The 22,111-nt window shown below is 70.8% G+C and carries 19 protein-coding genes; 8 read left to right on the top strand and 11 right to left on the bottom strand.

Annotation, left to right across the window (positions count from 1 at the left end; translation table 11 throughout):
• The first annotated feature begins 59 nt into the window (after window positions 1-59).
• Window positions 60-464, top strand: a complete 405-nt coding sequence (locus tag AC3EGR_RS12675; RefSeq protein WP_488546841.1) for a hypothetical protein — start codon at window positions 60-62, stop codon at window positions 462-464.
• Window positions 465-474: 10 nt separating this feature from the next.
• Here AC3EGR_RS12675 and AC3EGR_RS12670 read toward each other — a convergent pair whose 3' ends face one another.
• The gene (locus tag AC3EGR_RS12670; protein WP_488546840.1) at window positions 475-927 is read right to left on the bottom strand and encodes an RcnB family protein; all 453 of its coding nucleotides are present in this window, start codon (window positions 925-927) and stop codon (window positions 475-477) included.
• A 96-nt stretch (window positions 928-1,023) separates the two neighbouring features.
• On the opposite strand from AC3EGR_RS12670, the gene AC3EGR_RS12665 reads away from it, so the two are divergent.
• The 5 genes from AC3EGR_RS12665 to AC3EGR_RS12645 all read left to right on the top strand — a co-directional run bounded on the left by AC3EGR_RS12665 (window position 1,024) and on the right by AC3EGR_RS12645 (window position 8,220).
• Window positions 1,024-1,602: a hypothetical protein gene (locus tag AC3EGR_RS12665; protein ID WP_488546839.1), complete on the top strand. Its 579-nt coding sequence runs from the start codon at window positions 1,024-1,026 to the stop codon at window positions 1,600-1,602.
• A gap of 164 nt (window positions 1,603-1,766) precedes the next feature.
• On the top strand, window positions 1,767-3,449 hold the full coding sequence (locus AC3EGR_RS12660; protein WP_488546838.1) for a DUF1302 domain-containing protein: 1,683 nt from the start codon (window positions 1,767-1,769) through the stop codon (window positions 3,447-3,449).
• Between the two features lie 10 nt (window positions 3,450-3,459).
• Complete coding sequence (locus AC3EGR_RS12655) at window positions 3,460-4,809, top strand: DUF1329 domain-containing protein (RefSeq protein ID WP_488546837.1); 1,350 nt, start codon at window positions 3,460-3,462, stop codon at window positions 4,807-4,809.
• A gap of 21 nt (window positions 4,810-4,830) precedes the next feature.
• Entirely contained in the window at window positions 4,831-5,802 is a 972-nt protein-coding gene (locus AC3EGR_RS12650; protein ID WP_488546836.1) for a WD40/YVTN/BNR-like repeat-containing protein, read from the top strand.
• 24 nt (window positions 5,803-5,826) lie between these two features.
• The gene (locus tag AC3EGR_RS12645; protein ID WP_488546835.1) at window positions 5,827-8,220 is read left to right on the top strand and encodes an efflux RND transporter permease subunit; all 2,394 of its coding nucleotides are present in this window, start codon (window positions 5,827-5,829) and stop codon (window positions 8,218-8,220) included.
• An 87-nt stretch (window positions 8,221-8,307) separates the two neighbouring features.
• Here the strand turns inward: AC3EGR_RS12645 and AC3EGR_RS12640 are convergent, their stop codons facing one another.
• A complete protein-coding gene (locus tag AC3EGR_RS12640) occupies window positions 8,308-9,207 on the bottom strand; it encodes a dienelactone hydrolase family protein (protein WP_488546834.1) in 900 nt (299 codons plus the stop codon).
• A 99-nt stretch (window positions 9,208-9,306) separates the two neighbouring features.
• Here AC3EGR_RS12640 and AC3EGR_RS12635 point away from each other — a divergent pair, with 99 nt between their 5' ends.
• Entirely contained in the window at window positions 9,307-9,645 is a 339-nt protein-coding gene (locus AC3EGR_RS12635; protein WP_488546833.1) for a hypothetical protein, read from the top strand.
• A 3-nt stretch (window positions 9,646-9,648) separates the two neighbouring features.
• Here AC3EGR_RS12635 and AC3EGR_RS12630 read toward each other — a convergent pair whose 3' ends face one another.
• From AC3EGR_RS12630 to AC3EGR_RS12590, 9 genes are all read right to left on the bottom strand, one after another.
• Window positions 9,649-10,629 (bottom strand): Bug family tripartite tricarboxylate transporter substrate binding protein, encoded by a 981-nt coding sequence (locus AC3EGR_RS12630; protein ID WP_488546832.1) that lies wholly within the window; start codon window positions 10,627-10,629, stop codon window positions 9,649-9,651.
• A gap of 23 nt (window positions 10,630-10,652) precedes the next feature.
• Complete coding sequence (locus AC3EGR_RS12625) at window positions 10,653-11,666, bottom strand: YeiH family protein (RefSeq protein ID WP_488546831.1); 1,014 nt, start codon at window positions 11,664-11,666, stop codon at window positions 10,653-10,655.
• 2 nt (window positions 11,667-11,668) lie between these two features.
• Window positions 11,669-13,297, bottom strand: a complete 1,629-nt coding sequence (locus AC3EGR_RS12620; RefSeq protein ID WP_488546830.1) for a 3-(methylthio)propionyl-CoA ligase — start codon at window positions 13,295-13,297, stop codon at window positions 11,669-11,671.
• A gap of 17 nt (window positions 13,298-13,314) precedes the next feature.
• Entirely contained in the window at window positions 13,315-14,631 is a 1,317-nt protein-coding gene (locus tag AC3EGR_RS12615; protein WP_488546829.1) for an MFS transporter, read from the bottom strand.
• Window positions 14,628-15,599 carry a quinone oxidoreductase family protein gene (locus AC3EGR_RS12610; protein WP_488546828.1) on the bottom strand — a complete coding sequence of 324 codons (972 nt, stop codon included), beginning with the start codon at window positions 15,597-15,599 and terminating at the stop codon, window positions 14,628-14,630. Before AC3EGR_RS12610 ends, AC3EGR_RS12615 begins: the two co-directional genes overlap by 4 nt.
• 32 nt (window positions 15,600-15,631) lie before the next feature.
• Window positions 15,632-16,216 (bottom strand): RBBP9/YdeN family alpha/beta hydrolase, encoded by a 585-nt coding sequence (locus AC3EGR_RS12605; RefSeq protein ID WP_488546827.1) that lies wholly within the window; start codon window positions 16,214-16,216, stop codon window positions 15,632-15,634.
• A 2-nt stretch (window positions 16,217-16,218) separates the two neighbouring features.
• Window positions 16,219-17,277, bottom strand: coding sequence for a beta-keto acid cleavage family enzyme (locus AC3EGR_RS12600; protein WP_488546826.1), 1,059 nt, complete (start codon window positions 17,275-17,277; stop codon window positions 16,219-16,221).
• A gap of 37 nt (window positions 17,278-17,314) precedes the next feature.
• Window positions 17,315-18,160, bottom strand: coding sequence for a TauD/TfdA dioxygenase family protein (locus AC3EGR_RS12595; protein WP_488547017.1), 846 nt, complete (start codon window positions 18,158-18,160; stop codon window positions 17,315-17,317).
• 145 nt (window positions 18,161-18,305) lie between these two features.
• A complete protein-coding gene (locus AC3EGR_RS12590) occupies window positions 18,306-20,975 on the bottom strand; it encodes a winged helix-turn-helix domain-containing protein (RefSeq protein WP_488546825.1) in 2,670 nt (889 codons plus the stop codon).
• A gap of 127 nt (window positions 20,976-21,102) precedes the next feature.
• Here AC3EGR_RS12590 and AC3EGR_RS12585 point away from each other — a divergent pair, with 127 nt between their 5' ends.
• Window positions 21,103-22,104, top strand: a complete 1,002-nt coding sequence (locus AC3EGR_RS12585) for a hemerythrin domain-containing protein (protein ID WP_488546824.1) — start codon at window positions 21,103-21,105, stop codon at window positions 22,102-22,104.
• Window positions 22,105-22,111 lie beyond the last annotated feature (7 nt).

Genomic DNA, 22,111 nt, shown 5'->3' with positions numbered 1-22,111 from the left:
ACGCGGCCCCTGGGCAGGCCGCCACGCGCCAGAATGGCCGATTGGAAAAGGAGCAGTCGATGAAAAACGCGATCCTCGCCGTGGCGCTTGCGCTCGGCACGGGCACGGTCCTGGCGCAGGCCGCGGCGACCGCCACGGGCTCGGCCACAGCGAAGGCGTCGGCCGTGCGTTGCGGCGGCGTCGGCGACGAAGACCAGAAGAGCCTCAAGGCCGAGGCGGCGCAGCATGGCCTGCTGGTGACCTTCGCGAGCACCAGCGGGGCCTATGTCGCCGACGTGGACTACGAAGTGCGGCGCGACGGCAAGGTGGTGCTGCAGGGCCGGTGCGCAGGGCCGCTGATGCTGCTCGACCTGGCGCCTGCGGGCCGCTACGAGATCGCGGCGACCTCGCAGGGCAGCACGCAGCGGCAGACCGTCACCACCGGCGGCAAGCCGGCGGGCATCACCTTCCGCTGGCCAGGCTAGGGCCAGCGCCTCAGCCCAGGCCGCGCAGCACGATGTTGACCACGATGTTCGCGTCGGAGACCAGCACCACCTGGTTGTTCACCACCGCGTAGCGGTAACCGTAGGGCGGCGGCGGCAGGGTGGCGCGCACGTGGCGGGGCACCACGTACACCGCGTTCGGCGGCACGCGATGTCCCACGAGGCCGTCGCGGTGCATCTTCTTCGCCTGGCCGGGGGGCAGGCAGCCGTTGTGCTTCTTCGCCAGCCCGGGCGGGCAGCCGCGCCCGTCATCGTGGCGGTCGGCGTAGGCGTGGCGGTCCTCGCGGCGATCCCCGTGGCCGCGGTGCTCGTCGTGGCGGTCGACGTAGGCGTAGTGGTCCTCCTTGCCCCGGAAGCGGTCGGCGTGGTGGCCCCCTTTGTCCGCAAAGGCCGGGGCGATGGCGAGGCCGGCCAGCACGGCGGCGATGACCTTCTTCTTGTCCATGGTGGAATCCTTTCTGGCCCAGGATGACGCGCCAAGGTCCTGCTGGCTGTAGGAAGTTCGCGTGCAGCCGGGGCAGGCGGTGGCTACACTGTCCCGATGGGCTTCCTGCTCTATGGCGGACTCGGGCTGCTGCCCCTCTGGGGGCTGGTGGCCTATGCCTTGCTGGCCCAGCCGGCCGCGGGCACGGAGCCCTCGGGCGCCATCCTCTGGTGGTCGATCGGCGCCATTCCGGCCTGCTTCATGACGCTGATGTTCGCCGAGGCCATCATGGTCTCGCGCGAGCGCCGGCCCGATCCGCGGCGGCAGCACTGGATCGTCCTCGTCGTCCTGCCGATGGCGGCGCTGCTCTATGCGGGCGGCGTCACCTGGGAGCGGCAGGAAGCGGCGCGCGCGGAGGAAGAGGCGCGCATCCTGCGCTTCGTGCTGGCGCACCCCGCCGTCGACGACTGGCTCGGTCCGGGCGCCCAGGCCCGCATCACCTTGTCCCAGCCCAACCCGGACCTGCAAGGCGCGCCCCTGCGCTACTGGGTCACGGCGGAAAACGGGCGCCGCCGCGTGCAGGCCGTCGTCGCGGCGGACCGGCGCGTGAACACCGCGCTCCTGACGGTGGCCTGCTACGCGCGCGAACTCGCGCCGGTGCGCCGCGAGCAGCCGCCCTTGTCCTGCGGCCGCTGACGCGGGCTGCAAGGGGCCTGCAGGCCCTCGGGTGAAACCCTAGCCACCCTCCCCACCCCCCGCACAAGAGGGGGCCGTGCGTTCCCCTCGCTGAGAAGAATGCGTGCTGCCGCGAAGTGCCGAAGCGCGCGTACGGCCCCATCTTTATTCCTCGAGGAGAGAACTTGAACGGATCCATCCAGGGCTCGCGCGTGCACGGAGCGCTGCGCGGCCTGTCCCTCACCGCCGTCGCCACCGGCGTCCTGCTTGCCTGCGGCGCCGCCCAGGCCTTCGAATTCGACACCGGCAACCCGGACCTGTCCGTGCGCTGGGACAACACCGTGCGCCTGAACTACGGCGTGCGCGTGGAGGGCCGCGACAACAAGATCGGCAACGACCCCCTGGCCGACGAAGGCGACTACAGCTTCGACAAGGGCGACGCGGTCGCCAAGCGCATCGACCTGCTCACCGAGCTGGATGTCGTCTACAAGAAGCGCCACGGCTTCCGCCTGAGCGGCGCGGGCTGGTTCGACGATGCCTACGGCAACTTCAGCAAGACCAACCCCAACGGACTCTTCCCCCGGATCGGGAGCTACATCAACCGCAACTACAGCAACACCACGAAGCGCTTCTACCACGGGCCGTCTGGCGAAGTGCTGGACGCGTTCGCCTTCACCGGCTTCGACGCCGGCGAGGTGCCGGTGCAACTGAAAGCCGGCCGCCACACGCTGTACTGGGGCGAGTCGCTGTTCCTCGGCGGCCACCTGCACTCCATCTCCTACGCGCAGAACCCGCTGGACCTGCAGAAGGGCTTCGCGACGCCCGGCACGGAAGCCAAGGAACTGTTCCGCCCCCTGAACCAGCTCTCCGGCCAGGCGCAGCTGTCGGACACCCTGTCGGTGGCCGGCCAGTACCTGCTGGAGTGGGAGTCGGCGCGCTATCCCGAAGGCGGCACCTACCTCGGCCCCGTGGACTTCGTGTTCAATGGCCCCGACCGCCAGATCCTTCCCACTGGCAGCTTCGTGTTCCGCGGCGCCGCCGCCGAGCCCAAGCAACACGGCGAGTTCGGCCTGTCCGCGCGCTGGAGCCCCAAGGCCGTGGACGGCACCTTCGGCTTCTACTACCGGCGCTTCGCCGACAAGCTGCCGCAGGTCCTGCTCACGAGCGGCACCCGGTACAACCTGATCTACGCCGACGACATCGACCTGTACGGCGTGAGCTTCGCGAAGAACATCGCCGGCATGAGCTTCGGCTCCGAGCTCTCCTACCGCCACAACACGCCGCTGAACGCGCGGGTGCTCGGCGTCGCGCCCGGCCTGCCGGCCCAGGGCGAGACCAAGGGCCCGCGCGGCGACACCTGGCATGCGTTGGCCAACCTCACCGGCACCGTCGCCAAGACCGCGGTCTTCGACCAGGCCGTGTGGGCGGCCGAACTGCAGTACTCCCGCTGGGAGAAGGTGCGCAGCGGCGCCAGCCTGTTCAACGCGATCGGCTTCTCGGCCAATTGCAGCGGCGCGCTCGCCGACAAGTGGAACGGCTGCGCCACCAAGGACTACGTCGGCACCAGCGTGGCCTTCACGCCCACCTGGTTCCAGGTGTTCCCCGGCGTCGACCTCTCCGCGCCCATCACCTACGCGGTGGGCCTGCACGGCAACTCCGCCGTCACCTTCGGCGGCAACGAGAAGCTGGGCAACTACTCGATCGGCCTCGGCGCCGACCTGTACCAGAAGTACCGCTTCGACCTGAAGTACATCGACTTCCTCGGTGCCTACAAGTCGAGCGCCACGGCCGTGACCGCCACCAACGGCCTCACGACCTACCTCAAGGACCGGGGTTTCGTCAGCCTCACGTTCCGCACCACCTTCTAAGGAGACGACCATGAAGTTTCCCCTCCGCACCCTCGCGGCGATCGCCGCCGCGTCCTGCGCGCTTGCCGCCCACGCCGCCGTGTCGCCCGAAGAGGCGAAGGCGCTGGGCACGACCCTGACCGCCGTCGGCGGCGAGAAGGCCGCCAACAAGGACGGGACCATCCCCGCCTACGGCGGCGGCCTCACGACGCCGCCCGCCGGCTACAAGTCCGGTGACGGCATCCGCCCGAACCCCTTCGCCAGCGAGAAGCCCAGGTTCTCCGTCGACGCGAAGAACATGGGGCAGTACGCCGGCAACCTCACCGAGGGCACCAAGGCGCTGCTGCAGAAGTACCCGACCTTCCGCGTCGACGTGTACCCCACCCAGCGCACGGTTGCCTTCCCGAAGTACGTCACCGACAACACGGTGAAGAACGCGGTCAAGGCCAGGACGCTCAACGAAGGCCGCTCCATCGAGGGCGCGCACGCCGGCTTCCCGTTTCCGATCCCCAAGACCGGCAACGAAGCGATGTGGAACCACCTGGTGCGCTTCAACGGCCCGGCGTACGAGGCGAAGTACCGCAACATCAACGTGGACGCGAACGGCCGCGCCTCGCTGGCCACCGAAGGCAACAGCGTGCAGGAGTACCCGTTCTGGGACAACGCCAAGGCCGACGCCGAGACCTACTGGCGCCTGAAGCTCACCTACACGGCGCCCGCGCGCCGCGCCGGCGAGGCCCTGCTGCTGGTGGACCCGCTGGACATCGGCACCAAGGACCGCCGCGCCTGGGCCTACCTGCCCGGCCAGCGCCGCGTGAAGGTCGCCCCCGACCTCTCGCACGACACGCCCAACCCCGGCACCGCCGGTGCCACCACCTTCGACGACACCTTCATCTTCAACGGTTCCATGGACCGCTTCGACTTCAAGCTGGTCGGCAAGAAGGAGATGCTGGTGCCCTACAACGCCTATGCGGCGGTGTACCAGTCCAAGCAGGACGACCTGTTCAAGCCCAACCACCTGAACCCCGACCTCGTGCGCTGGGAACTGCACCGCGTGTGGGTGGTGGAAGCCACGCTCAAGGAAGGCAAGCGCCACGTCTACAGCAAGCGCACCTTCTACCTGGACGAGGACTCCTGGGCGGCGCTCGCCAGCGACGCGTACGACGCGCGCGGCCAGCTGTGGCGCGCCGGCTTCGCCTACATGGCTCCGAGCTACGACCTGCCCGCGCCCTACACCGACATGTTCGGCCACTACGACCTGGTCTCGCGCGTGTACTCCGTGACCGGCTTCATCGCCGAGACCGGCGGCCTGCGCCACACCAAGGCCCTGTCCGAGCGCGAGTGGACCGCCGACGCCCTCGCGGGCTCCGGCATCCGCTGACGCAGCGCGGAGCATGACGCGATGAACGCGCGCCACATCCTGATGGCCCTGGCCGCCGGCACCGCGCTGGCGGGCATGGCGGCCACGGGCGCCGTGCAAGGCTGGTCCGACGTGCTGGACACGCCTGCCGTGCAGAGCCCGCTCGCGCAGCGCGGCCTGCTGACCGGACTGGCGCGCGCGGGCGACCGCATCGTCGCGGTCGGCCAGCGCGGCCACGTGCTCTGGACCGACAACGCCGGCCAGGACTGGAAGCAGGCCCGCGTGCCGGTGAGCTCCGACCTGGTGGCCGTGCACTTCCCCACGCCGGCCAAGGGCTGGGCCGTCGGCCACGACGGCGTCGTGCTGCACACCGCCGACGCGGGCAAGACCTGGACGCGCCAGCGCGATGGCCGCCCGGACGCGGCCGACGTGCCGCTGCTGGACGTGTGGTTCCGCGACGAGCGCAGCGGCTACGCCGTCGGCGCCTTCGGCACGCTGCTGGAGACGCAGGACGGCGGCGCCACCTGGACCTCCGCCCAGGAACGGGCCGACAACCCGAAGAAGATGCACCTGTATGCGGTGCGGCCGGTCGGCGACGACCTGTGGATCGCCGGCGAGCAGGGCCTGCTGCTCAAGCTCGATCGCACCAGCAACCGCTTCACCGCCGTGCCGCTGCCCTACCAGGGCACGCTGTTCGGCGTCACCGGCACGGCCAATGCCGTGGTGGTGCACGGCCTGCGCGGCAACGTGCTGCGCAGCACCGACCACGGCGCGAGCTGGCAGGCGGTGCCCACGGGCGTGCAGGTCGGCATCACCGCCAGCGCGGTGGACGCCGGCGGGCGCATCCTGCTGGCCAGCCAGGCCGGCCACCTGTTCGTCAGCACCGACGACGGCGCGCGCTTCGCGCCGGTTTCCCTCGAGCGACCCTTCCCCGCGGCTGCGGTGCTGGGCGCCGCCAGCGGTCGCGTGCTCGTGGCCGGACCGCGCGGCGTGCAGGCACAGCCGCTGCCCTGACGCCTGACCTTTCCCGGACCTGCCATGCATGCCCCTGCCATGGACGACGATGCGCTCGCCGCATCCGCCGCCGACTTCGACCCCGCTTCCGGCTCCCGCCTGGAGCGGCTGGTGTTCAACAACCGCCGCGTGGTGCTGGTCGTGTGCCTGCTGCTCACGCTGGTGCTGGGCGCCGTCGCCGCCGTCCGGCTGACGCTCAACGCGAGCTTCGACAAGATGATCCCCCGGGGTCATCCCTACATCCAGAACTACCTGGACAACCGCACCGAGCTGCGCGGCCTGGGCAACTCGCTGCGCATCGTGGTGGAGAGCCCCAAGGGCACCATCTATGACGCGCGCTACCTCGACGAACTGAAGAAGATCCACGACGAGCTGTTCCTCACGACCGGCGTCGACCGGGCCTGGGTCAAGTCGCTGTGGGCCCCCGGCGTGCGCTGGACCGAGGTGACCGAGGAGGGCTTCCGCGGCGGCCCGGTCATGCCGGACAACTACAACGGCTCGCCGGAGGCGACCGCGCAGCTGCGCGGCAACATCGCGCGCGCCAACCTGGTGGGCAGCCTGGTCGGCGACGACTTCAAGTCCAGCATGATCGTGCTGCCCTTGCTGGACAAGGACCCGGTGGCCGGCCAGCGCCTGGACTACCGCGCCCTGGCGCAGAGCATCGAGAAGATTCGCGCCCGCTACGACGCCATGGGCGATGCGGCCCCCGTGCGCCTGCACGTCACCGGTTTCGCCAAGCTGGTGGGCGACCTCATCGCCGGCCTGGTGCAGGTCTCCCTGTACTTCGTGCTGGCGGCGCTGATCGCCGCGGCCATCATCTACGCCTACACGCGCTGCGTGCGCAGCACGGTGCTGGTCATCGCCTGCTCGCTGGCCGCCGTCGTCTGGCAGCTGGGGCTGGTGGCACTGCTCGGCTTCGAGCTGGACCCGTACTCCATCCTGGTGCCCTTCCTGGTGTTCGCCATCGGCGTGAGCCATGGCGCCCAGAAGATGAACGGCATCATGCAGGACATCGGCCGCGGCGCCGAGAAGCTGGTGGCCGCGCGCTTCACCTTCCGCCGCCTGTTCCTCGCCGGCCTCACGGCGCTGCTGGCGGACGCGGTGGGCTTCGGCGTGCTGATGGTGATCGACATCCCGGTGATCCGCGAGCTGGCGCTGGCCGCCAGCCTGGGCGTGGCCGTGCTGATCTTCACCAACCTGATCCTGCTGCCGGTGCTGCTGTCGTACGTGGGCGTCAGCGCCGCGGCGGCGGAACGCAGCCTGCACGCGGAAGACGGCGGCGCCTTCCACAAGCTGTTCGTGTTCTTCGAGAAGTTCGTGCAGCCCTGGTGGGCGACCGGTGCGCTCGTGGTCGCGGCGCTCCTGACGGCGGCGGGCTACGTGGCCAGCACCCACCTGAAGATCGGCGACCTGGACCCGGGCGCGCCGGAGCTGCGCGCCGACTCCCGCTACAACAAGGACAACGCCTACACGACGGACCACTACAGCCTGTCGAGCGATACGTTTGCTGTCATCGTCAAGACGCCCAAGGAGGGGTGCCTGAAGTATGAGACCCTGGTGGAGGCCGACCGCCTCGCCTGGAATCTGCAGCAGGTGCCGGGCGTGCAGACGACGGCGGCGCTGACCAACGCCGTGCGCCAGATCACGGCGGGCAGCAACGAAGGCAGCCCCAAGTGGCTCACCATCGCCCGCAACCAGGACGTGCTGAACTACGGCGCGCAGCAGGCGAGCGTGAACAACCCCGACCTGTTCAACACCGACTGCTCGGTGATGCCGGTGATCGCCTACCTGTCCGACCACCGCGCCGAGACGCTGGACCGCGTGGTGGCCGTGGCCGACCAGTTCGCGCGGACGCACTCGGCCCAGGACCGCGAGTTCCAGCTGGCGGCGGGCAGCGCGGGCATCGAGGCGGCGACCAACATCGTCGTGCGCAAGGCCTGGACGCAGATGCTGCTGCTGGTGTACGCGGCGGTGATCCTGCTGTGCTTCATCACCTTCCGCAGCTGGCGCGCGGTGGTCGTGGCGGTCGTGCCGCTGGTGATCACCTCCGTGCTGTGCGAGGCCCTGATGGTGGGCCTGGGCATCGGCGTGAAGGTGGCGACGCTGCCGGTGATCGCGCTGGGCGTGGGCATCGGCGTGGACTACGCGCTGTACCTGCTGTCGGTGCAGCTCGCGCAGCAGCGCCACGGCGCCTCGCTCGCCCAGGCCTACAAGGTCGCGCTGGAGTTCACCGGCCGCGTGGTGGTGCTGGTCGGCGTCACGCTCGCCGTCGGCGTGCTGACCTGGGCCTTCTCGCCCATCAAGTTCCAGGCCGACATGGGCATCCTGCTCGCGTTCATGTTCCTGTGGAACATGGTCGGCGCGGTGATCCTGATTCCGGCGCTGTCGCACTTCCTGCTGCGCGCGCGCAAGGCCTGAGGCCGGCGCCGCAGGGCAAATCGTCTCCAGGGTTGGAGGGCCGCGTCCGCGGCCCTCTTTTTTTGTCCGGCGTGCAGCGCGCGGCGCTCAGCCGGCGCCCAGGTTGCTGCGGAAGAAGGCCACGGTCCGGTCCCAGGCCTGCTTGGCCGCCGCCGCGTCGTAGCGCGGCGTCGTGTCGTTGTTGAAGCCGTGTTGCGTCCCCGGGTACTGCACCATCGTGTACTTCACGCCGGCCGCGCGCAACGCGGCTTCGTAGGCAGGCCAGGCGGCGTTGATGCGTTCGTCGACGCCGGCCAGGTGCACCAGCAGCGGCGCCTGGACCCTGGCGGCCTCCTCCGGCGGGGGCGTGTTGCCGTAGAACGGCACCCCGGCATCCAGGCCAGGCAGGCGCGTCGCCAGCCAGTGCACCATGCCGCCGCCCCAGCAGAAGCCCACCGCGCCCAGCTTGCCGTTGCTGTCCGGGCGCGCGTCCAGCCAGGCCGCCGCCGCCAGGAAGTCCTCGCGCGTCTTGGCCTGGTCCAGCCTGGCGAAGGCCTCGCGCGCCTTGTCCTCGTCGCCGGGATAGCCGCCCAGCGACGTGAGCGCATCGGGGGCGAAGGCCATGAAGCCGTCCAGCGCCAGCCGGCGCGCGATGTCCTCGATGTGCGGGTTCAGTCCGCGGTTCTCGTGGACCACGAGGATCGCGGGCAGCTTGCCGGTGCCGGCAGACGCGGGGCGGGCGAGATAGCCGTGCAGCTGGCCGTTGCCCTGGGGCGAGGGGATGGTGACGCGCTGCGTCTTCAGCCGCGCGTCCTCGGGCTTCACCTGCTGGCCCGACGCGAAGTCCGGGCTGAGCGAAGCGAGCAGGCCGGCCGCGGTCACGCCGGCCTTGGCGAAGCGTTGCGCCTTGTCGAGGAAGCCGCGCCGGTCCAGCTTGCCGTGCACGTAGGCGTCGAAGAGGATCAGCAGGTCCTGGTCGAAATCCTGGGACGTCAGACGTGGGGGCATGCACGCACTCCTTTGTTTGGAACGCGCGCAGCGTAGCCGAAAGCCGACAGATCGTGCGGGCGCCTGCGTGGCCGCGCGGGGCTCGCTTAGGATGGGTCCATGAAGCGCCTGCCGCAGTCCTGCGCCGAACTCAAGGAGGCCCTGGCCGCGATCTTCCCCGGCCTGCCGAGGGACTTCGGGGCCTGGGGCGAGTCGGTGCTGGAAAGCGCGGGGCCGACGCCGCATTCGCTGCTGCGCGAGTTCGCGCTGCACTTCGAGCGCAACGCCGGCCAGTTCCCCGAGCGCCAGCTGCGGCGCTTCGCGGAACTGACCGCGCGCTGCATGGAGGCGGGCGGCACCATGGCCGATGCCTTCGCCACCTGCATCGTCGAGCCCATGCGCGACGATCCAGGCGCGGTGCGCTTCATGGAACTGCTGCGCGCGGCGCGCGCAGGCTGAGGCTTACTCCGGCTTGAAGCCGATGGACTGGAGCACGCCACCCACGCGGTCGTAGTCGGCCTTCAGGCCCTTGGCCATTTCTTCGGTCGTGCGCGGCAGCCCGGCCTCGAAACCGGTCTCGAGCATGCGCGCGCGCAGGCCGGCATCGGACAGCACCTTCAGGGCCGCCTCGCGCACCCGCGCCTGCACGGCCGCCGGGACGTCGGGCGTGGACCACAGGCCCATCCAGCCCAGCGCGTCCAGCTGCGGATAGCCCGCCTCGCGGAAGGTCGGCACGTCCGGCAGCTGCGGCGCGCGCTGGGGCGAGCTGACCGCATAGGCCTTGATCTTGCCGGACTTGATGAGGGGCAGCGAGGTCGCCAGGCCGTCGAACATCAGCGGCACGTGGTTGCCCATCACGTCGGCCAGCGCGGGCGTCGAGCCCTTGTAGCCCACGTGCGTGAGCTGGATGCCGGCGGCCTGGTTCAGTTGCAGTCCGAGCACGTGCGACAGCGTGCCGGGGCTGTAGGAAGCGTAATTGAGCTTGCCGGGGTTGGCCTTGGCATGGGCCACCAGCTCCTTCAGGTCCCTGGCGGGCATCGAGGGATGCGCCACCAGCACCAGGCCGCCGCGCGACAGCTCGGCCAGGGGGCGGATTTCCTTGCCCATGTCCCAGCGCAGCTTGACGATGTGCGGGATCTCGCTCACCAGCGAGTTCACGCCCACCAGCAGGGTGTGGCCGTCGCGCGGGGCCTGCAGCAGTTCACCCACCGCGATGGCGCCGGCGCCGCCCGGCTTGTTGTCGACGATGACCGGCTGGCCCAGCTCGCGCGCCAGCGGCTCGGAGACGAGCCGGGCCACCAGGTCGGCGCTGCCGCCGGCCGGGCCGGCCACCACGAGGCGCACGGGTTTCGTCGGCCAGGCCTGGGCCAGGCCCAGCCCGGGGGCGAGGGAGAGCAGGGCGGCGGACAGCAGCTGCCGCCGGGAGAGCGCGATACGGTTCATGGGTCTCGTTCCGGATTCGGGATTCAGGGGAGCCAGCGCAGGAGCAGCAGCGCCAGGGCGGCGAGGAACAGCGTCTCGCCGAGCATCAGCAGCACCGGCTTGATGCCGACGGTGGCCAGTTCCTTCAGGTGCGTCTTCATGCCGATGCCGGCGATCGAGATCACCAGGAACCAGCGCGAGACGTCGCTGCCGACGGCCTGCAGCGCATGCGGCACCCAGCCGGTGCTGTTGATCGCCACCAGCACGGCGAAGGCGACCGCGAACCAGGGCAGCAGCGGCGGGCGCTCGCCGCCTTCGGCGGCGCCGCTGCGCCGCGTCAGCAGCGAGGCGAACAGGATCACGGGCAGCAGCATGGCCACGCGCATCAGCTTGACCAGCGTGGCGACGTCGCCCGCCTCGGTGGAGATGCTGTAGCCGGCGCCGACGACCTGGGCGACGTCGTGGATCGTGCCGCCCAGGAACTTGCCCGCCACGGGCGCACTGAAGTCCAGCGCCTGCGTCACCATGGGATAGAGCACCATCGCCACGGTGGACAGCGCGGACACCACGATCACGGTGAACAGCGTCGCCTTGTCCTTTTGCGGGTGCGCCGGCAAGGCCGCCGACAGCGCCAGGGCCGCCGAGGCGCCGCAGATCGCGGTGGCACCGCCGGACAGCAGGCCGAACAGGGTCTGGAAGCCCATGAGGCGCGCGGCCAGCATGGACACGCCGATGGTCACCACCACGCAGACGATCACCAGGGCGATCGGGCCCCAGCCGAGCGCGACCACCTGGGCGATCGTGATGCGCAGGCCCAGCAGCGCGATGCCGACGCGCAGCACCTGCTTCGACGTGAATTCGATGCCGGGCTTGCAGGCGCCTTCGGTGGACAGGAAGTTCATCGCCATGCCGAGCAGCAGGGCGAACAGCATCACGGGCGCACCGTAATGCTCGGAGAGGAAGGCGGCGGCCGCCCCCACCACGCCGCAGGCCAGCAGGCCGGGCGCGAGGGTGCGCACGCGCGCCGACCCGAGCGAGACGCGGGCGGTCAGTTCCATGGTCAGGCCGACGGCAGCTTGTGGTCGCTGAACTGGTCGCGCAGCTTGTTCTTCTGCACCTTGCCGGTCGCGCCCAGCGGGATGCTGTCGACGAAGACCACGTCGTCGGGCGTCCACCACTTGGCGATCTTGCCGTCGTAGAACTTCAGCAGCTCGTTGCGCGACACGTCCGCGCCCGGCTTCTTCACCACCACCAGCAGCGGGCGCTCGTCCCACTTCGGGTGGCGTGCGGCGATGCAGGCGGCCATCGCCACCGCGGGGTGCGCCATCGCGATGTTCTCCAGGTCGATGGAGCCGATCCACTCGCCGCCGGACTTGATCACGTCCTTGCTGCGGTCGGTGATCTGCATGAAGCCGTCGGCGTCGACGGTGGCGACGTCGCCGGTGGGGAACCAGCCGTTGACCAGCGGGTCGCCGCCCTCGCCCTTGAAGTACTTCTGGATCACCCAGGGGCCGCGCACCAGCAGCTCGCCCGAGGCCTTGCCGTCGTGCGGCAGCTCGCGGCCTTCGTCGTCGACGATCTTCAGGTCGACGCCGAACACCGGCCGGCCCTGCTTGGCCTGGATGGCCAGGCGCTGCTCGGGCGGCAGCTTGAGCTGCTGCGGCTTGAGCACGCAGGCGGTGCCCAGCGGGCTGAGCTCGGTCATGCCCCAGGCGTGCAGCACGGCGACGTCGTAGCGGTCCTGGAAGGCCTGCATCATCGCCGGCGGACAGGCCGAGCCGCCGATGATGGTCCGGCGCATCGTGCTGAACTTCAGGTTGCCCGCTTCGACGTGCATCAGCAGGCCCTGCCACACCGTGGGCACGCCGGCGGACACCGTCACGCCTTCGGCTTCGAACAGCTCGTACAGGCTCTTGCCGTCCAGGAACGGACCCGGGAACACCAGCTTGGCGCCCACCATGCAGGCGGCATAGGGCAGGCCCCAGGCGTTGACGTGGAACATGGGCACCACGGGCAGGATGGTGTCCTTGGCCGACCAGCACAGCCCGTCGGGCAGGGCGCTGGCGTACGTGTGCAGGATGGTGGAGCGGTGGCTGTAGAGCGCGCCCTTGGGATTGCCGGTGGTGCCCGAGGTGTAGCACAGCGAGCTGGCGGTGTTCTCGTCGAACACCGGCCACTGGAACACGTCGCTCTGGGCCGCGACCAGGTCCTCGTAGCAAAGCAGGTTCGGGATGCTGGTGCTGGCGGGCATGCGCGAGCGATCCGTCATGGCCACGAAGGCCTTGATGGTCTTCACGCGGCCGGCCACCGCCTCGATCAGCGGCAGGAAGCTCAGGTCGAAGAACAGCACTTCGTCCTCGGCGTGGTCGGCGATCCAGACCACCTGGTCGGGATGCAGGCGCGGATTGAGCGTGTGCAGCACGGCGCCGGAGCCCGACACCGCGTAGTACAGCTCCATGTGGCGGTAGCCGTTCCAGGCCAGCGTGGCCACCCGGCCGCCGAACTTGACGCCCAGCGCCGCGACGGCGTTGGCCATCCTGCGCGCGCGGGCGGCGAGCTCGCGGTAGGTGTAGCGGTGGATGTCTCCCTCGACGCGGCGCGAGACGACCTGCTGGTCGCCGTGGTGGCGCTCGGCGTGCGTGAGGAGGGAGGAAATCAGCAGTTGCTGCTGCATCATGGAGCCGTTCATGGCGTTTTCCTTGGAGGTCAGGGCGCCTCGGCGGCACGGGCCGCGTCGGCTTCATAGGTGCGGCCCGCGCGCAGGAAGGCGAGGGCGGCGAGGATGGAGAAGAAGGGCATCGCGGCCAGCGCCAGAGGCAGGCCCCAGGCGTCCGACAGGGTGCCGGCGATCAGGGGACCGGCGGCCAGGCCGAACAGGTTCTGGAACAGCGCCAGCACCGAGGAGCCCGTGGCCCGCACGCCGGGGTGGATCACGTCGATGACCACCGCCGACACGGGGCCGACGGAGCAGGTCATGACGAAGCCGCCGGCGGCGATCAGGCCGAACTGCGCGCTGGGCGAGATCGCCCAGCCCAGCGCCGGCAGGCCCAGGGCCAGCGCCAGCACCACCAGCGACAGCAGGCACAGGGCCGCCATCGCCAGCAGCTTGTTGCGCGGTCGGTGCGCGCCGGCGCGGTCCACCATCGCGCCCCAGGCGACGCTGCCCACGGCGCCGCACAGCACGATCAATGCGGCGCGCACGCCGGCCTGCTCCGGCGCGAGACCGTGCACGCGGTTGAAGAAGCTGGGCAGCCAGGACCACACGGCGGAGACGACGATCAGCTGCGCCGCGCCGCCGATGCACACGAACAGCATCGTGGGCGAGCGGCTGAGGGCCTTGGCGACGTGCCGCAGCACGCCGCCGGCCGACTGCGTGGCCTTGTCGAGCGTGGGCGTGAGCGCCACGGTGCGGTAGTCGCGGACCTTCAGGTACAGCAAGGCCAGCACCAGTCCGGGCACGCCCACCACGCCGAAGGCCGCCTGCCAGCCCCAGCGCGCGGCGATCAGGCCGCCCAGCATCACGCCCAGCACGGAGCCGACCGAGGCGCAGGCGAAGAAGCCCGCCATCAGCGCGCCGCGCAGGCGCTGCGGGAAGTGGCTGGCGATCAGCGCCGCGCCCACCGAGCCGTAGCCCGCTTCGCCGAGGCCGACGGCCGCGCGGCCCGCCAGCAGCTGGCTGTAGCTGCGCGTGAACATGCAGGAGATGCTCGCGATGCTCCAGATCACGGCCATCGTGACGATGCTCTTCACCCGGCTGGCGCGGTCCGCGAACAGGGCCACGGGCAGCGCGCCCAGGGCCACCGTCAGCGAGACGACGGAGACCAGCGCGCCGAGCTGGGTGTCGCTGAGGCCCCAGGCCGTCTTCATGTGCGGGAACAGGGACACGATCACCTGCCGGTCCACGTAGTCCACCACCATGAGCCCGAGGGTCATGGCGTAAGCGAACCAGGCGGCGCCGCGCGTGAACAGGTACGCATCGTCCGAAACCGGCCGCGCGTCGATGGAGGTCAGCTGGATGCTCATGGCACGAGCACCGTGGCGCCGGTGGTGCGGCGCGATTCGAGGGCGCGGTGCGCCTCGGCGGCGTCCGCCAGCGCATAGGTCTGGCTGGGCTCGCTCCTGATCTTGCCGGCGAGCACGAGGTCGAACAGCTCCTTGGCCATCCCGAGCATGTGCGCGCGCGGCGTCGCATAGTGGATCATGGCCGGGCGCGTCACCCAGATGGAGCCCTTCACCGCCAGCAGCATGGTGTCGATCACCACCGGGCCGGAGCTGGTGCCGTTGCTCACCAGGTGGCCGCGCGGCTGCAGGCTGTCCAGCGAGGCCATGAGCGTGTCCTTGCCCACGGAGTCGTAGACCACCGGAACGCCCTTGCCGTCGGTGAGTTCGCGCACGCGCTTGGCGATGTCCTCGCGCGCGGTGACGATCACCTCGGCACAGCCATGCGCCTTGGCGATGGCCGCCTTCTCGTCGGTGCTGACGGTGCCGATCATGCGCACGCCCAGGGCCTTCGCCCACTGGCAGGCGATCAGGCCCACGCCGCCGGCGGCCGCGTGGTACAGGATGGTCTCGCCGCCCTGGAGGGGGAAGACCTGGCGGAACAGGTACTGCGCCGTCATGCCCTTCATCATCAGCGTGGCCGCGGTGGCGTCGGTGACGCCATCGGGCAGCGGGATGAGCACGTCGGCCGGCATCACGCGCACGTCGGAGTACGCGCCTTGCGGGCCCAGCAGGTAGCCCACGCGGTCGCCCGGCTGGACGTCGGTGACGCCGGCGCCCACGGCTTCCACCACGCCGACGGCGTCGGAGCCGAGGCCGTTGGGCAGCGCGAGCGGGTAGCGGCCCGTGCGGAAGTAGGTGTCGATGAAGTTGACCGCGACGTACTTGTGGCGCACGCGCGCCTGGCCCGGTCCGGGCTCGCCGACGCTGACGTCCTCGAGGCGCAGGACCTCGGGGCCGCCGGTTTCATGAATGCGGATGGCTCGCGCCATGCTTGTCTCCTTGTTCGTTAGTGGCGCCCGCGTCAGGCGCGGACGGGATCGCGTTGCGCGAGCTGCGCGATGAAGGCGTGCGCCAGCGGCCAGGGGCCGTAGCCGGAGGAAGGGTTCAGGTGGCCGACTTCGCCCAGGTCGACCAGTTCGCTGCCCCAGTCGCGCGCGAGCAGCGCGACGCGCGACCACTCGCCGAGCGGGTCGTTGCGGCTGGCGACCACGATGCTGCGGAAGGGCAGCGTGCGGCGCGGCACCGGCAGCCAGCCGCCGGCCTGCAGCGCCTCCAGCGTGGGATAGCCCGCCGGCATCGGCTTGTCGAAGTCGGGCGGCGTGGCCAGCAGGGCGCCGAGCACGCGCCGCCGGGTCCGCAGCGCCCAGTGGGCGACCATGATGCAGCCGCCGCTGTGCGCGACGATGACCAGCGGACCCTGCACCTGCTGCGCGGCGTGTTCGATCGCCTCCACGCGCTTGCTGCAGTCCAGGTCTTCACGGCCCATGGGCGGCACCGTGAGCACCCGCGGCAGCTCTTGCGCGAGCAGGGTCTGCCAGTGCTGCTCGACGTGGTCGCGCAGTCCCGGGACGATGAGGACCGTGGCCGGGTCCTGGTCCGCCGCCATGCTCAGGCCGCCTTGCGCAGGAAGCCCTGCTGGCGCCCCTTGGCGTTGGGGGCGAAACCGTTGGCGGCCAGCGTCTCTTCCACGGTCTCGTAGAAGACGCCGATCTTGCAGATCTTGCGCGCTTCCTTGCCGGTGGCGACCTCGCGGCCGAACTCGCGGGAGATGCGCACCAGCTGCTCGATCTGCTGCACGGTCGTCATCTTGGCCGTGCGCGACTGGTTCCACAGGTTGTCCTCGATGCCGCAGCGCACGTGCAGGCCCATCGCGATGCCCATCATGTTGATCGGCAGCACGTTGCGCATGCTGGACTCCACGGTCAGCATGGTGCCGTCTGGAATGGCGCGCACGAAGTTGGCCAGGCTGTAGATCGTCGGCTGGTCCATGCCGCCGCCGATCGCCACCCAGTTGCACACCAGCGGGCCCTTGTAGATGCCGCGGCGGATCAGGCGCTCGACCGTCTCGTAGCTGTTGATGTTGTAGAACTGGAAGGCGCTCTGGATGCCGGCCTTGCTCAGGCGCCGCACGTGCTCCTCGAAGAAGCTGGGGGTCGAGGGCACGACCATGTTGGCGTAGGCGTGGTTGTTCTCCGGCTCGGCGAGCGAGGTCCCGGCGATGTCCTCCACGTCCATCTGCTCGACGACGTTCATCTGCGAGGTGTTGACGGTCACGGTCACCTGGTCCGGCTTGGGGTCCAGTTCCGCCAGCATGTGGCGGGTGTCGTCGGACAGCCACTTGGCCGCGGCGCCGTCGGTTTCCGGCGCGAAGGAGATCGAGCCCCCCACCTGGATGATCATGTCGGGCACGGCCTTGCGCACGCCGGCGATCAGCTCGTTGAACTTCGACAGCTTCTTGGAACCCTTGCCATCGAGCTCGCGCACGTGCAGGTGCAGCACCGTGGCGCCGGCGTTGTAGCAGTCCACCGCCTTCTGCACCTGCGCTTCCATCGTGACCGGGATGTCCTGCGGGAAGTCGGAAGGGATCCACTCCGGGCCATAGGGCGCGGCGGTGATGACCAGCTTGTCCTGGTTTTCGGGGAACAGGGAACCGTCGAGGAAATTCATCGCTTGTCCTTGGGATGTGTGACGTTGGTGGGGCGGGTCAGAAGGTGGCTTCGCCGATGATCCCGGCGCGTTCCATCTTGCGGTGGCAGGGCGGGTAGTCCATGACGGCGTAGTGCTGCGTCGACCGGTTGTCCCACATCGCCATGCTGTTGGGCTTCCAGCGGAAGCGGACCTGGTACTCGGGGATGGAGGCCTGCGAGACCAGGTAACGCAGGAGGTCGCTCGCGCCGTGCGTGTAGTCCTGGCCGTAGCGCACGTTCTCCGCCGTGTGGAAGTTCGTGAAGTGCGTGGTGAAGGCGTTGACGAACAGGATCTTCTCGCCGGTCTCGGGGTGCGTGCGCACCACCGGGTGCTCCGCGTCCGGGAACTGGACGTGCAGCGCCAGCCGCTTTTCCACCGGCATGGCGGCGCCGAAGCTGGCCTCGATGCTGTGGCGCGCGCGCAGGTTCGCGATCCGGTCCTTCACCGTGGCGGGCAGCTTCTCGTACGCCAGCACCATGTTGGCCCACATCGTGTCGCCGCCCACCGGCGGGCACTCCACGCAGCGCAGCACGCAGCCGAAGGGCGGCTTCTCGCGCCAGGTGGCATCGGTGTGCCAGGAGTTCTCGTAGCGGTCGTTGGGCTGCTCGGGCGACTTGTAGATGCGCACGAGGCCCGGGTTGTCCGGGTCGCTGCCGGCCACGGGGTGGTCCTCCAGCTCGCCGAAATGGCGGGCGAAGGCCACGTGCTCGGCACGGGTGATGTTCTGGTCGCGGAAGAACACGACGCGGTGCTGCAGCAGCAGCGCGCGGATTTCGGCGACGAGTTCCGGGTCGCGCGAGGCGACCCCGAGGTTCACGTCGAGTTCGGCGCCGATCGCGCAGGTGAGCGGCTCGACCCGGATCGAACGGGAACGGGTGGAAAGGACGGCAGGGGCCGCGGCGCGGCTTGTCTCCTGGGTGGTGAGCATCTTGGCTTCTCCTTGGGGATGCGCCAAGAGTAGGCAGCGGGGGCCCTCCACGTCCCCCCATCGCAGAGGGGGCCGGCGCCTACAAGGAGGAGGCGTCGGCCAGCAGGCCGAGGATGCGCGCGCGCGAGACGACCTGCTTGCGCGTGCCGGCATCCAGCTTGGCGAACAGGTTTTTCATGTGCCACTTGATGGTTTCCTCGCCGACCTGCATCGCCAGTCCGATTTCCTTGTTGGACAGGCTGCGCGCCAGCAGCTCGAGCACCTCGCGCTCCTTGGGCGTGAGCACCATGCTGGGGGTCGCTTTCGGCTGCAGGGCGGGCCGGCCGTTGACCGGCACCGGCGGTGCGGCGGCGCGCGCCGGCGCCGGCGGGCTGGCGTTGCGCAGCCAGTCGGCCAGCGCGGGATGGGCGTCCGTGAAGACGCGCTGCAGGCCGCAGGCCTCCGCCAGGCCGAAGGCCTCCTGCATGAGGCCCTGCGCCCGTTCACCGCAACGGTCGAGCACCCAGGCGCGCAGGCCGAGGGCCTCGATGCGCACGCGGCCCTGGCGGGTCTGGCGCGCGATGGCCTCCGCCTGCGCCAGCGGCTGCACGGCCGTGCGCCAGTCCTGCGCGGCAATGGCCGCGTAGCCTTGCGCCAGCAGCCGCATGCCGTCGACCGGACGCTGCCAGAGCGGACCGTCGGGGATGCCCGGCTCGGCCAGCACCGCGTCCATCTGGCGGCAGAGGTCGCGGCAGGTTTCGCTGCGAAAGCGCCGTGCGTGCAGCCGCACCTGTTCGGCCAGGCTGGCGATGCGCAGCCGCGGCAGGCGCCGGGCCATGCCGACCGCGTCGAGCGCGCCCAGCAGTTCGAGCGCGCGATGCTCGTTCTGGCTGGCCACCGCCATGCGCGCGAGGGCACGGTACGCCAGCAGCACACAGTCGGCCAGCCCGCAGCGCTCGAGCACGTCCAGCCGGTTCGCGAGCAGGGCCTGGGCTTCGGCGGGCTGGTCGCGTTCCCAGGCCGCGGCGGCCAGCAGGGCGGCGAGGTTGACGGCGAGCGGGCTGCGCCGGCCCAGGTCGGCGTCGGTGCCGGCCAGCGCCGGGCGCAGCATCTGCTCGGCCAGCAGGACCTGGCCCTCCCACAGGTAGCTCAGCGAGATGATGAGGTCGCCCCAGCGGTTGAGGTGCTCGGACGAATTGCCTTCGCTGCGCGGCCCCTGCTGCTGCCGCAGGCGGGCCAGCGCCGGCTCGCCCTGCAGCAGCGCGCGCATGGCCAGGCGGTTCGCGTGGATCTGGCGCAGGCGCGTGTCGGCGCCGGGGGGCGCCTCCGGCCAGGGCTCGTGCAGCGCGACGAAACGGTCGGGATCGTCGGCGAACATGGCCGCGCCGCCGAGGATGAGCGCGCACTCCCAGCGCAGGCTCGCGTCGGCGGCGGGGCCGGGCTGTTCCAGCAGGCGGGCGACCAGCCGGCTCGCTTCCTCGTGCCGTTCGCTGATCGCCAGCGACCAGGCCCCGGCCAGCAGCAGGCGCGGCCGCCGCTCCAGTTCTCCCGCGGGCAGGCGCTGCACCCAGTCGAGCACCGTCGCCTGCCGGCCCTGCACGACCATCAGCTCGTAGAGGCTGCGCTCGGCGAGTTCATAGGCCTTCTGCTCCTGGCCGGAGGCGAGCGCCTGCTGCGCGGCGGCGTCCAGCAGGCCTTGCTCGGCCAGCCATTCCGCGGCCCGCGCGTGCAAGGCGCGGATCTCCTCGGCGGGGAAGGCCTTCAGCCGCTCGCGCAGCGCTTCGCCCGCGAGCGAGTGCAGCCGCAGCCAGTCGGAGTGTTCGGAGGCGACGAACACCGGCGTGTCGCGCAGCAGGCGCGCGAGGCGCTGGCGCGAGCCGCCTTCGGGCACCAGCGTGTCGCACAGGTCGGGGTGCAGCGGGTCGGCGATGGAAATGCGCGTGAGGAAGTCGAGGTCGCCGGGGTCCAGGTTGCCCAGCAGGTATTCCAGCAGCTGCGAGCGCAACGCGCCGCCCTGCGCCGGAAGGCGCGGCAGCTCCGGCCGCGCGCCCGGAGCCGTCATCGACAAGGCCAGCTGCAGTCCGAGCGGCCAGCCTTCGGCCATCTCGTGCAGGCGGGCGGCCGCATCGGCGTCGACCGCATCGCCGAAGCGGTTGCGCGCGAGCTGCAGGGTCTCCTCCAGCGTGAAACGCAGCTGCGCCGTGCCCACGACCACGCACTGGCCGTAGGCGACCAGGTCCTCCAGATCGAGCTGGCAATCGGTGCGCGCCGCGACGATGCAGCGCAGGTTGGGCGGCGCATTGCGCAGCAGGTAGGCGAGCGCATCGCGCGTGGCGGCTGGCAGGCGGTCGGCTTCGTCCACCACCAGCACCAGGTTCAGCGCGCTCTGGGCGACCTCCGCCAGCCACGCGGTGACGCCGTCGACGCCCGCCGGGCTGCCGGCCTGCAGCAGCGCGTGTCCGAAGGTGGGCCGCCCGGCGCCCACGCGCACGGACAGGGCCAGCGCCTGCACGAACCGGGCCGGGCTGTCCTCGGGTTGTCCCAGCAGCCAGGCAACCGCGGCGCCGTGCGACAGGTGCTCGCGCCGCCACTGCGCGAGCAGCAGGGTCTTGCCGAAACCTGCGGGGGCCTGCACCAGGACCACCGGATGTTCTCCCAGCGCCCGCTCGCTGCCCGCGAGCGCGGCGCGTGCGATGGCCTCGCGCGGTGCGCGCGGGGGCGTTACCTTCAGCAGCAAGTCGGTGCTGGCGGCGCTGGCGGGCGGGGGCACGGGACGGTCCGGAATGAATACGAATGGTAGCGCGCCGCGGCCGCTTCTCCCCCCCAGCGTGGGGAGGCCTTTGGGGCAATGGCGCTCCTAATCTGCCGGTGCTGGCGGTCCTCCGCCCGGAGCCTTCATGTACCGCCATATCCTCGTTCCCCTGCACTCGGCCGATCGCGCCTTCGACACGGTGGGCCGGGCGCTCGCGCTCGCGCGGCCGCTCGATGCACGCGTGACCTTCTTCCACGTCGTCGTGGAGGAAGACGCCCACGAGGACGCGCCGCTGCTGCGGACGCTGGCCGCGCCGGAGCTGCGCGACAGCCAGCGCACCGGGCGCGCGCGCGAGCTGCTGTCCAAGGCGGAAGCGGGCGCACGCGCGCTGGGCGTGCCCTGCGACGCGCGCTGGACCCGCGGCCGGAGTGCCGAGACCGCGACCCTCGCGGCCGCCGGGACGCTCGGCTGCGACGTGTTGTTCGTCGCCCCGGAGGCGGCCGAATGCAGCGCCGGCGGCATAGGCGCGCTGTCCCTGTCCGCACTCGCCGGTGCCGGCCTGCCGGTGCTCGTGGCACCCGTGATGCCGCCCGCGGCCGGGCAGCGCGCGCTCGCGGTGATCCGCGACGAGCACCGGGCGCTGGGAGCCGTGATCCACGCCTGCATGAGCCTGCTCGCCGCGTCGCGCGAAGCCGGAACCCCGGTGGACCTGCTCGCTCTGGGCGCGGCGCTGTCGGCGCTGCGCTCGCCGCCCCTGGGCCTGCACCACGCGAAGGAGGAGCAGCACCTGTTCGGCCGGCTGCGCGCGCGCAGCCAGGACTTCGACACCGAGCTCGACGAGCTGCAGCGCCAGCACGTGCGCGACCAGGCCTTGCTTGACGAACTCGCGATGCGGCTGCACCTGCTCGAAGACGCGGCCGGCCTCCCGGCGCGGCTGGCCGCCAGCCGCGCGCTGGAAGACGCGATGGGGCGCTTCGCGGAGCTGCACTGGGAGCACATGGGCCGGGAAGAGGCCGTCGTGATTCCCGCGGCGCGCGCGCTGCTGGCGCCCGAAGACTGGGCGGCCCTGAACGCCGTCTTCGCCCATGCCCCTTCCGGCAACGCGGAGCTGGATTTCCGCCAGCTGCTCGCGCGCCTGTCCCCTTGATGGAGAA

The sequence above is a fragment of the Ramlibacter sp. G4-7 genome, from assembly GCF_057784995.1.
The sequence above is the reverse complement of the archived record's forward strand: the minus strand, read 5'-3'. Positions and strand labels throughout refer to the sequence as shown.

Excerpts from the sequence above, each read along its gene's own strand:
- AC3EGR_RS12675 (WP_488546841.1), top strand. The coding sequence starts at position 60 with ATGAAAAACGCGATCCTCGCCGTGGCGCTTGCGCTCGGCACGGGCACG.
- AC3EGR_RS12640 (WP_488546834.1), bottom strand. The coding sequence starts at position 9,207 with ATGCCCCCACGTCTGACGTCCCAGGATTTCGACCAGGACCTGCTGATC.
- AC3EGR_RS12655 (WP_488546837.1), top strand. The coding sequence starts at position 3,460 with ATGAAGTTTCCCCTCCGCACCCTCGCGGCGATCGCCGCCGCGTCCTGC.
- AC3EGR_RS12620 (WP_488546830.1), bottom strand. The coding sequence starts at position 13,297 with ATGAACGGCTCCATGATGCAGCAGCAACTGCTGATTTCCTCCCTCCTC.
- AC3EGR_RS12650 (WP_488546836.1), top strand. The coding sequence starts at position 4,831 with ATGAACGCGCGCCACATCCTGATGGCCCTGGCCGCCGGCACCGCGCTG.
- AC3EGR_RS12645 (WP_488546835.1), top strand. The coding sequence starts at position 5,827 with ATGCATGCCCCTGCCATGGACGACGATGCGCTCGCCGCATCCGCCGCC.
- AC3EGR_RS12585 (WP_488546824.1), top strand. The coding sequence starts at position 21,103 with ATGTACCGCCATATCCTCGTTCCCCTGCACTCGGCCGATCGCGCCTTC.
- AC3EGR_RS12600 (WP_488546826.1), bottom strand. The coding sequence starts at position 17,277 with ATGAATTTCCTCGACGGTTCCCTGTTCCCCGAAAACCAGGACAAGCTG.
- AC3EGR_RS12625 (WP_488546831.1), bottom strand. The coding sequence starts at position 11,666 with ATGGAACTGACCGCCCGCGTCTCGCTCGGGTCGGCGCGCGTGCGCACC.
- AC3EGR_RS12610 (WP_488546828.1), bottom strand. The coding sequence starts at position 15,599 with ATGGCGCGAGCCATCCGCATTCATGAAACCGGCGGCCCCGAGGTCCTG.
- AC3EGR_RS12670 (WP_488546840.1), bottom strand. The coding sequence starts at position 927 with ATGGACAAGAAGAAGGTCATCGCCGCCGTGCTGGCCGGCCTCGCCATC.
- AC3EGR_RS12635 (WP_488546833.1), top strand. The coding sequence starts at position 9,307 with ATGAAGCGCCTGCCGCAGTCCTGCGCCGAACTCAAGGAGGCCCTGGCC.
- AC3EGR_RS12615 (WP_488546829.1), bottom strand. The coding sequence starts at position 14,631 with ATGAGCATCCAGCTGACCTCCATCGACGCGCGGCCGGTTTCGGACGAT.
- AC3EGR_RS12665 (WP_488546839.1), top strand. The coding sequence starts at position 1,024 with ATGGGCTTCCTGCTCTATGGCGGACTCGGGCTGCTGCCCCTCTGGGGG.
- AC3EGR_RS12630 (WP_488546832.1), bottom strand. The coding sequence starts at position 10,629 with ATGAACCGTATCGCGCTCTCCCGGCGGCAGCTGCTGTCCGCCGCCCTG.
- AC3EGR_RS12605 (WP_488546827.1), bottom strand. The coding sequence starts at position 16,216 with ATGGCGGCGGACCAGGACCCGGCCACGGTCCTCATCGTCCCGGGACTG.